Here is an 8,994-nt window from a genome sequence, read left to right on the forward strand (position 1 = left end):
CTTAGCGCACACCCGCCCATGCAAAGGCCCGGCGCAGCTCCGCCACCGCATTCGTTTCGTACCAACGTCCATGCGCGATGATGATGCGCTCCGGCGCCCAGCCGATCATGGTTTCGACGGCGCTTTTGATGTCGTCCTTGTGCCCGGAAAAAGTCATCCGCAGATCCTTCGGCATGGAGCCATGCGGATGCATCACCCCGCTCCATTTCATGGCAAGCCGCCCGAACCATCCGCCCACCTTCTCCTCTTCGAAATTCTCGATGAGGTCGGTGAGGATCAGCGTCTTCGACTTCCGGTGAAAGAAATCCGCCTCGGTGAGATAGCCGCCCGGCACGAGAAGCTGGTCGATCTCGCCCGTCCATTCCGGTTCGGTCTCATTCGTCAGCACACGGTCGAAACTGATGCCATGCGGCCCGGCTTTCTCGTCCACGCGCGGCGCGGCAAGGGAGAGCGCCTCAGGAAATGCCTTCTGCCAGTCGCCCACCCACCAGTAATGGATCTTGTTGGGCGCCACCAGAAAGCGCACCGGCCCCAGCGCCTCGACTTCCGCTTTCAGCGCGTCGGTCAGCTCCGTCGGCGAATGCACCCACAACCCGCCATCGGAAAGCCGAACAATGGTCATGCGGGTCGGAAAAGGGATGCTGGAGCTCAGCAGATAGCTCATCCGGATCACAGGACCGTCCACGATCCAGAGATCCTCCGCCACCGGCTTGAGAGCATCGATGGGTTCATAGGGCTTCGCACGAAACATGGGGTTTCCTTCTATTTGTTGGCCTTGCCCTTCTCCGGCAGCGCATAGGCCATGATGTAGTCGCCAAGCTTGGTCCCCGCCCGCGCATGGCCGCCCGCCGCGATCACCACATATTGCCGCCCCTTCCATGTATAAGACATGGGCGTCGCCTGCCCGCCCGCGGGAAGCCGCGCCTTCCAGATTTCGTCGCCCGTCTCCGTCGAATAGGCGCGAAGGTAGTTGTCCATCGTCGCGCCGATAAAGATGAGCCCGGTTTTGGTAACGAGCGGCCCGCCAAAACTCGGTACGCCCCATTCCAGCGGCAGCGCAAGAGGCGTCATGTCGCGCACGGTGCCGAACGGTTTGCGCCAGGCGATCTCGCCCGTCTTCATGTTCACCCCGATGAGATAGCCCCAGGGCGGCGGCGTGCAGGGAAGTCCCAGCGGCGACATGAAGAGGTCGCGCCGCATGCCATAGGGCGCACCGGTCTGCGGCGAAATCTCCGCCCCCTCATGCGTTTCCTTCTCGCCCTTGACCTTGTCGCGCGGAATAAGCGTCACGACATGCGCCATGCTGTTCATGTTCACCACGGCGATATCCCGCTTCGGGTCGAAGGCAAGCCCGCCCCAGTTCGCCCCGCCCCCGTTGAAGGGATAGAGGATCGTGCCCTGAAGCGAAGGCGGTGTGAAAAGCCCCTCGCTGCGATAATGTTGCAGGCGGCGATTGCAGGAAAGCTGGTCGAAGGCGAGCACGCCCCAGCTCCCGCCTTTCTTGAGCTTCTGCGGAATGAGCGCCGGCGGCTTCACCGGAAAAGGCTGCGTCGGCGACAGCTTCTCGCCGGGCACGTCGGATTGCGGCACCTTGCGCTCCTCGACCCCGAAAACGGGCTTGCCCGTATCGCGGTCGAGCACGAAGAGAAAGCCGGTCTTGGTCGCCTGAATGACCACATCTTCCGGCTTGCCGTCATGCATAATGGTGGCAAGCGTCGGCTGCGCGGGAAGGTCGTAATCCCAGACATCGTGATGCACGGTCTGGAAAGACCAGACCACCTGCCCGGATTCCACATCCACGGCGACGACTGAATCGGCAAGCGCATTATTGCCCGGCCGGCCGCCGCCGTAGAAATCCGGGCTTGCGCTGCTCGTCGGCAGGAAGACGAGGCCGCGCTCCTCGTCCACCGACATGGGCGCCCAGACATTGGCCGCGCCCACCTTGGCAAGCCCCGGTTCCTGATTGTTCGGATCGAGCGGATCGAATGTCCAGATGGGCTCGCCGCTGCGCGCATCGAAAGCGCGCACCACGCCGGACGGCGCATCGGTACGCGCATTGTCCGAAATGGAAGAGCCGACGATCACCACATTATGGACCGTCACCGGCGGCGAGGTGATCTGGAATTCGCCGGGCCAGATCAGAAGCCTGTCCGGCCCCGCATCGACCATACCGGGCGTGATGCGCGAGCCGAAGCCGTTGCACACCTTGCCGCTATGCGCATCGAGCGCGATCAGTCGCGAATGATTGGTCGCAACGAAAATGCGCTCCGAACAGGCCTGCCCCTCCGGCGCGGACCTGTCCTTCCAATAGGCCACACCCCGGCAGACATATTGGTTGGCGGGCCGCAGCGTCAGCGGCAGATGCGGATCGAACCGCCATTTTTCATCGCCGGTCGCCGGGTCGAGCGCGATCACCTCATTATAGGGCGTGCAGAAAATCAGGCTCCCCGCCGCCAGGATCGGCGTGACCTCGAAAGCCGTGCGCGCCAGCACATTCTCCGGCTTCCCCTCCAGCGCCCCGGTCCGGAATTTCCAGGCGAGCGTCAGCTTCGACACATTGTCGGGCGCAATCTCGTCCGCCGCGACATAACGCTGCCCGCCCGCATCTCCGCCATAGGAGGCCCATCCCCCATCCGCCGCCCATGCCGGCGCGATCAGCAGGCAGAGCAGGACGCAGACACCGGTAATCCGAAAGGCGCGCATGGCCGTTTCCCAATTTTTATAATGAACCATTCATTCATATATTATACCCTGCAAGGGAAGGCAATGATTTCCGATTGAGAGCGGGATGCGGAAAAAGAGCGAAAAACGTCTGGAACAGATCGCCGAAGGCGCCGTGGACTGCTTCACGGAGCTGGGCTTTCGCCGCGCCCAGATGGCCGATATCGCGAAAGCGGCGGGCGTTTCCGTCGGCACCCTCTATCTCTACGTGACCGGCAAGGAAGCCCTGCTCCACCTCGCTATTCTGCGCGTCTGCGAGCGGCCGCTGGATACCCTCACCCTGCCGCTACGCGCACCCTCCATGCCGGAAACGGTGAAACTGGTCGCCGCCCGGCGGGCGGAAGTCGTGAAGCTCCCCTCCCTCGTCGCCGCCCTCGGCAAGGGCGCAAAGCCCGGCGCCGCGGACCTGCGGATGATCGGCGGAGAGTTTTACGACCTGCTGCATGAAGTCCGCCGCGCCGTCTGGCTCATGAACCGCCTCGCCCAGGAAATACCGGAAATCGACGCCCTGCAGGCGGCGGCCATGCGCGGCGATTTCCGCGACGATCTGGCGGCCGTCACGCTGAAAATCGTCGGCCGGCACGGCAAGCCGGGCCCCGACCTCAAGCTGGCCGCCCGCATCGCGCTGGAAGCGGTGTCATGGACGGCCATGCACCGCATGCGCGAAACGCCGGCCAATGCGATTGAAGGCCTCACCGAGAAAATGGCCAGGGAGACCGCCGCCCACAGCTTCGCCTCGACGCTGATATCGGCCGCGACCGAAGGCCGGGCCGATATGCGCGACCTTCAACTCAGCTCGTGATCTGGCGGATCGCCTCTTCCATCAGTTCCGCCATGGTCCGGCGGATCTGGTGGTCGGATTGCTCGACGCCCCTCTCGTCCAGGTCACGGCGCACCTTGCGGAACACGTCTTCCTCGCCCGCTTCCTCGAAATCGGCAGCCACCACCTCCTGTGCATAAGCCTCCGCCTCGGGGCCGGTGATCCCCATCAGCTCCGCCGCCCAGAGCCCCAGCAGCTTGTTGCGCCGGGCCGTGGCCTTGAAGCGCGTTTCCTCGTCATGGGCGAATTTGTTCTCATAGGCTTCACCACGCTTGTCGATATTGGACATGTGGACGCTGCTCCATCTCTCGGGTGCCACTGACCGGCCGATCCGGCCAGATTTCCCGCTCACATTACTGGACATAGGCACGGATGCCCGCCGATACCAGACAAGCCGGGCCACCCCTTGAACCCGGCCACCTGCCACCAGATATAAGACATTGTTCTGAAAGGTTTTTTATCCGGGAACAAGGTTTTACGCAGCCGCGAAAGGCGCCGATTGTATCCCCCCCTGCCTTGCGCTAATTTGCGCCTGCCGAAAGGGCGATTCCGAAGGACCCTTTCTCCCGGGGCCCGGCGGCCCGGATCGAGAGACCTGCCCCGCATCTCGCCCTCAAGGCCCATGAGCCCGAGGGGCGCCAACCGAATGGATTCAACAATATGAGCCGGCGCAGACGCGTTTACGAAGGCAAGGCCAAAGTCCTTTACGAAGGCCCGGAACCGGGCACGCTCGTCCAGCATTTCAAGGACGACACCACCGCCTTCGACGCGACGAAACATGCCGTCATCGAGGGCAAGGGTGTCCTGAACAACCGCATCTCGGAGTTCGTCTTCACGCGGCTGAACGAGATCGGCGTCCCCACCCATTTCATTCGCTCGATCAATATGCGCGAGCAGCTGATCCGCGAAGTCGAGATCATTCCGATTGAAGTGGTGGTGCGCAACGTGGCGGCGGGTTCGCTCGCAAAGCGCCTCGGCCTCGAGGAAGGCACGCAGCTCCCCCGCTCCATCATCGAATTCTATTACAAGTCGGACGAACTGCACGACCCGATGGTCTCCGAAGAGCACATCACCGCTTTCGGCTGGGCCTCGCCGCAGGAAATCGACGACATGATGGCGCTCGCGCTGCGCATCAACGATTTCCTGACCGGCCTCTTCCTCGGCATCGGCATCCGGCTGGTGGACTTCAAGGTCGAGTTCGGCCGCCAGTATGAAGGCGACATGATGCGCATTCTGCTCGCCGATGAAATCAGCCCGGACAGCTGCCGCCTCTGGGACATCAAATCGAACGACAAGCTCGACAAGGATCGCTTCCGCCGCGACATGGGCGGTCTCATCGAAGCCTATCAGGAAGTCGCGCGCCGCCTCGGCATTCTCTACGAGAACGAACCCAAGCGCCGCGGCCCGACGCTGGTGAAATAAGGACCGGCCCCGCCCCTCTGTCGTCATTGCGAGCGTCCTTCGGGGCGCGAAGCAATCCAGAAGGCGGCAGATGATGAAATGGATTGCGTCGTCGCTGCGCTCCTCGCAATGACGGCAGACATCCGAAACAAGGACACGGAAGACGCATGAAGGCCCGTATCAAAGTCACGCTCAAGAACGGCGTTCTCGATCCGCAAGGGAAAGCCATCCAGCACGCGCTCGGCGCGCTCGGCTTCGACGGCGTGGAGGGTGTGCGTCAGGGCAAGTTCATCGAAGTCGAACTCGCCGAAACCGACAAGGCCAAAGCCGAGGCCGCCCTCGACGAAATGTGCCGCCAGTTGCTCGCCAATACGGTGATCGAGAATTACGCCATCGAGCTGGACGAGAAGTAAGCATGAAATCGGCCGTCATCGTCTTCCCCGGCTCCAACCGCGAACGCGACATGTTGAATGCGCTGGAAATGATTTCCGGCACGCGTCCCGCCGCGGTCTGGCATGCCGATAGTGAATTGCCGGATGTGGATCTGGTCGTCGTCCCCGGCGGCTTTTCCTATGGCGACTATCTGCGTACCGGCGCCATCGCCGCCCGCGCGCATATCATGCCCGCCGTGGCGAAAGCTGCCGAACGCGGCGTCCGTGTGCTGGGCGTGTGCAACGGCTTCCAGATCCTCTGCGAGACGGGGCTTCTGCCCGGCGTGCTGATGCGCAATGCGGATCTCAAATTCGTCTGCCGCGAAGTGATGCTCGAAACCGCCAATGCGGATACCGACTTCACCCGCAAATATGCGCAAGGCCAGGTCTGGCGCTGCCCCGTCGCCCATGGCGAGGGCAATTACTTTGCCGATGAAGCCACCATCGAGCGCCTCGAAGGCGAAGGCCGCGTGGGCCTGCGCTATGCAAAGGGCGACAATCCCAACGGCTCCATCAACGACATCGCAGGCATCCTCAACGAACGCGGCAACGTGTTCGGCATGATGCCTCACCCGGAAAACATGATCGAAGAGCTGAACGGCTGCACCGATGGCCGGGCCCTGTTTGAAAGCGTGCTGGAGGCTGTGGCGTGATCCGTAACGATATCGAAATCACGCCGGAACTCATCGCCGAGCACGGCCTGAAACCGGACGAATATCAGCGCATTCTGGACCTCATCGGCCGCGAACCGACGCTCACCGAGCTCGGCATCTTCTCGGCCATGTGGAACGAGCACTGCTCCTATAAATCCTCCAAGAAATGGCTGCGCACGCTCCCCACCACCGGCGAGCGCGTCATTTGCGGCCCCGGCGAAAATGCGGGCGTCGTCGACATCGGCGACGGTCAGGCCGTCATCTTCAAGATGGAAAGCCACAACCACCCCTCCTATATCGAGCCTCATCAGGGCGCGGCGACGGGCGTGGGCGGAATCTTGCGCGACGTCTTCACCATGGGCGCACGCCCCATCGCGGCGTTGAACGCCCTGCGCTTCGGCGAGCCGGACCATCCCCGCACCCGGCACGTCGTCTCCGGCGTCGTCGCCGGCGTCGGTGGCTACGGCAATTCCTTCGGCGTGCCGACCGTCGGCGGCGAAGTGAATTTCGACCCCTCCTATAACGGCAACTGCCTTGTGAACGCCTTCGCGGCGGGCCTCGCGGATGCCGACAAGATCTTCTATTCCGAGGCCAAGGGCGTGGGGCTCCCCATCGTCTATCTCGGCTCGAAGACCGGCCGCGACGGCATTCACGGCGCGACCATGGCGTCTGCCGAGTTCGATCAGGATACGGAGGAAAAGCGCCCCACCGTCCAGATCGGCGACCCCTTCTCCGAAAAGCTGCTGCTGGAAGCCTGCCTGGAGCTGATGGCGTCCGGCGCCGTCATCGCCATTCAGGACATGGGCGCCGCCGGCCTCACCTGCTCGGCGGTCGAAATGGGCGCCAAGGGCAATCTCGGCGTGGACCTCAACCTCGATGCCGTGCCCTGCCGCGAAGAAGGCATGACGGCCTATGAGATGATGCTGTCGGAAAGCCAGGAGCGCATGCTCATGGTGCTCGACCCCGCCCTGGAAGAAGAAGCGAAAGCCATCTTCCTCAAATGGGACCTCGACTTCGCCATTGTCGGCACCACCACCGACGATCTGCGCTTCCGCGTGCACCAGCATGGCGATGTCATGGCCGACCTGCCGATCAAGGAACTGGGCGACGAAGCCCCGGAATATGATCGCCCCTGGGAAGCGGCCCCGAAGCCCGCGGCACTCGACCCGTCATCCCTCCCCGCCCCCAACGACATCGGCAAGGCGCTCGAAAAGATGCTCGCCCTGCCCGACATGTGCTCGCGCCGCTGGGTCTGGGAGCAGTACGACCACCTCATTCAGGGCAATACCTCTGTGGGCCCGGGCGGCGACGCCGCGGTGGTGCGCGTGGACGGCACCGAAAAGAAAGGCCTCGCCTTCACCGTCGACGTGACGCCGCGCTATTGCGCCGCCGATCCGTTCGAGGGCGGCAAGCAGGCGGTCGCCGAGTGCTGGCGCAACCTGTCGGCCGTCGGCGCGGAACCGCTCGCCGTCACCGACAATCTCAATTTCGGCAATCCCGAAAAGCCCGACATCATGGGCCAGTTCGTGGGCTGCATTAAAGGTATCGGCGAAGCCTGCCGCGAACTCGACTTCCCCGTCGTCTCCGGCAATGTCTCGCTCTACAACGAAACCAACGGCAAGGGCATCCTGCCGACACCGGCCATCGGCGCGGTCGGCCTGCTGCCCGATGTCACGGCGCGCGCCACCATCGCCTTCAAGGCGGGCAATGAGGCGATCGTCGTTCTCGGCGAGACGAAAGGCCATCTCGGCCAGTCGATCTATCATCGCGATCTGGCCGATGGCCGCGACGATGCGAGCGCCCCGCCGCCGGTCGATCTGGCGCTGGAGCGCCGCCATGGCGACTTCGTGCGCGAGGAAATCCGCGCCCGCCGCGTTACCGCGGTTCATGACGTCTCCGATGGCGGCCTGCTGGTGGCCATCGCCGAAATGGCCATGGCCGGCAATATGGGCGCGGAACTCACCGCAAAAACCGATCTGGCCCTCCACGCATGGGCCTTTGGCGAGGATCAGGGCCGCTATGTGCTGACCGCCCCGGCGGCGGAAGCGGACGCCCTCATCGCCCGGGCCCAAAAGGCCGGCATCCCGGCCGAGCGGGTCGGCACCACCGGGACCCATGAATTGACACTCGATGGCGGGACACCCATATCTGTCGCGGGGCTGAAGGCCGCTCATGAAGGCTGGCTCCCGACCTATATGGCCGCCGCCCCCGAACTTTAAGGGTTCGGCCAAGCCGAAGGAGCGCTGCGCAACATGGCGATGACCGCCTCTGACATCGAACGTCTCATCAAGGACGCCATTCCCGACGCCGTGGTGGAAATCCGCGATCTGGCCGGCGACGGCGATCATTACGCCGCCACCGTGGTCTCCGAGGCATTCAGGGGCAAGACCCGCGTACAGCAGCACCAGATGGTTTACGGCGCGCTCAAGGGCGGCATGGGCAACGAGCTTCACGCCCTCGCCCTTCAGACCAGCGCCCCCGAAAACTGAACGACACAGTTGAACTGCATAGCCCGTCGGCGCCCGTAAGGCCCGCGGGACGAGAGGACAAAAAGATGAGCGACAATCCGGTCTTCGACCGCATCAAGGGCGAACTCGATACCAGCGACGTGGTGCTCTTCATGAAAGGCACGCCCGTCTTTCCGCAATGCGGCTTTTCCAACGCCGTGGTGCAGGTGCTGACCTATCTGGGCGTCCCCTTCCATGGCGTGAACGTGCTCGCCGACGAGGATATCCGCCAGGGCATCAAGGAATTCTCCGACTGGCCAACCATCCCGCAGCTTTATGTGAAGGGTGAGTTCGTCGGCGGCTGCGACATCGTCCGCGAAATGTTCGAACAGGGCGAGCTGCGCGAATATCTCGCCTCCAAGGGCATCGAAACCGAAGCGGCGCAGCAATAAGCGAACTGCCATCGACACGAAAAGGCCCCGGAGAAATCCGGGGCCTTTTTCTGTTTTGCCCCCCCTACC

10 protein-coding genes are annotated in these 8,994 nt (G+C 63.3%); 7 read left to right on the forward strand and 3 right to left on the reverse strand.

Going from position 1 to position 8,994, the window contains the following annotated elements; translation table 11 throughout:
* Position 1 precedes the first annotated feature (1 nt).
* Positions 2–751, reverse strand: a complete 750-nt coding sequence (locus tag CMI59_RS05935) for a DUF4336 domain-containing protein (RefSeq protein WP_293326014.1) — start codon at positions 749–751, stop codon at positions 2–4.
* Positions 752–762: 11 nt separating this feature from the next.
* Positions 763–2,703 carry a pyrroloquinoline quinone-dependent dehydrogenase gene (locus tag CMI59_RS05940; RefSeq protein WP_293326017.1) on the reverse strand — a complete coding sequence of 647 codons (1,941 nt, stop codon included), beginning with the start codon at positions 2,701–2,703 and terminating at the stop codon, positions 763–765.
* Between the two features lie 85 nt (positions 2,704–2,788).
* Between CMI59_RS05940 and CMI59_RS05945 the strand changes: the two genes are divergently transcribed.
* A complete protein-coding gene (locus CMI59_RS05945; RefSeq protein WP_293326019.1) occupies positions 2,789–3,523 on the forward strand; it encodes a TetR/AcrR family transcriptional regulator in 735 nt (244 codons plus the stop codon).
* Here CMI59_RS05945 and CMI59_RS05950 read toward each other — a convergent pair.
* The gene (locus tag CMI59_RS05950; RefSeq protein ID WP_293326022.1) at positions 3,513–3,830 is read right to left on the reverse strand and encodes a DUF1476 domain-containing protein; all 318 of its coding nucleotides are present in this window, start codon (positions 3,828–3,830) and stop codon (positions 3,513–3,515) included. The two genes, CMI59_RS05945 and CMI59_RS05950, sit on opposite strands and share 11 nt — an antisense overlap.
* Before the next feature lie 371 nt (positions 3,831–4,201).
* On the opposite strand from CMI59_RS05950, the gene purC reads away from it, so the two are divergent.
* The 6 genes from purC to grxD all read left to right on the forward strand — a co-directional run bounded on the left by purC (position 4,202) and on the right by grxD (position 8,925).
* Positions 4,202–4,963 carry a phosphoribosylaminoimidazolesuccinocarboxamide synthase gene (gene purC / locus CMI59_RS05955; protein WP_293326025.1) on the forward strand — a complete coding sequence of 254 codons (762 nt, stop codon included), beginning with the start codon at positions 4,202–4,204 and terminating at the stop codon, positions 4,961–4,963.
* 146 nt (positions 4,964–5,109) lie between these two features.
* Positions 5,110–5,355, forward strand: coding sequence for a phosphoribosylformylglycinamidine synthase subunit PurS (gene purS, locus CMI59_RS05960; RefSeq protein WP_293326028.1), 246 nt, complete (start codon positions 5,110–5,112; stop codon positions 5,353–5,355).
* A 2-nt stretch (positions 5,356–5,357) separates the two neighbouring features.
* Positions 5,358–6,026: a phosphoribosylformylglycinamidine synthase subunit PurQ gene (gene purQ, locus CMI59_RS05965; RefSeq protein ID WP_167092506.1), complete on the forward strand. Its 669-nt coding sequence runs from the start codon at positions 5,358–5,360 to the stop codon at positions 6,024–6,026.
* Positions 6,023–8,245: a phosphoribosylformylglycinamidine synthase subunit PurL gene (purL, locus tag CMI59_RS05970; protein WP_293326033.1), complete on the forward strand. Its 2,223-nt coding sequence runs from the start codon at positions 6,023–6,025 to the stop codon at positions 8,243–8,245. Before purQ ends, purL begins: the two co-directional genes overlap by 4 nt.
* A 33-nt stretch (positions 8,246–8,278) precedes the next feature.
* Entirely contained in the window at positions 8,279–8,515 is a 237-nt protein-coding gene (locus tag CMI59_RS05975) for a BolA family transcriptional regulator (RefSeq protein WP_293326036.1), read from the forward strand.
* 65 nt (positions 8,516–8,580) lie between these two features.
* Positions 8,581–8,925, forward strand: a complete 345-nt coding sequence (grxD, locus tag CMI59_RS05980; RefSeq protein ID WP_167092497.1) for a Grx4 family monothiol glutaredoxin — start codon at positions 8,581–8,583, stop codon at positions 8,923–8,925.
* Positions 8,926–8,994: the final 69 nt, after the last annotated feature.

The sequence above is a fragment of the Parvibaculum sp. genome (assembly GCF_002684405.1).
Classification (GTDB): Bacteria; Pseudomonadota; Alphaproteobacteria; order Parvibaculales; family Parvibaculaceae; genus Parvibaculum.

Coding starts and splice junctions, on each gene's coding strand:
- CMI59_RS05935 (WP_293326014.1), bottom strand. CDS start 751: ATGTTTCGTGCGAAGCCCTATGAACCCATCGATGCTCTCAAGCCGGTG.
- CMI59_RS05940 (WP_293326017.1), bottom strand. CDS start 2,703: ATGCGCGCCTTTCGGATTACCGGTGTCTGCGTCCTGCTCTGCCTGCTG.
- CMI59_RS05945 (WP_293326019.1), top strand. CDS start 2,789: ATGCGGAAAAAGAGCGAAAAACGTCTGGAACAGATCGCCGAAGGCGCC.
- CMI59_RS05950 (WP_293326022.1), bottom strand. CDS start 3,830: ATGTCCAATATCGACAAGCGTGGTGAAGCCTATGAGAACAAATTCGCC.
- purC (WP_293326025.1), top strand. CDS start 4,202: ATGAGCCGGCGCAGACGCGTTTACGAAGGCAAGGCCAAAGTCCTTTAC.
- purS (WP_293326028.1), top strand. CDS start 5,110: ATGAAGGCCCGTATCAAAGTCACGCTCAAGAACGGCGTTCTCGATCCG.
- purQ (WP_167092506.1), top strand. CDS start 5,358: ATGAAATCGGCCGTCATCGTCTTCCCCGGCTCCAACCGCGAACGCGAC.
- CMI59_RS05975 (WP_293326036.1), top strand. CDS start 8,279: ATGGCGATGACCGCCTCTGACATCGAACGTCTCATCAAGGACGCCATT.
- grxD (WP_167092497.1), top strand. CDS start 8,581: ATGAGCGACAATCCGGTCTTCGACCGCATCAAGGGCGAACTCGATACC.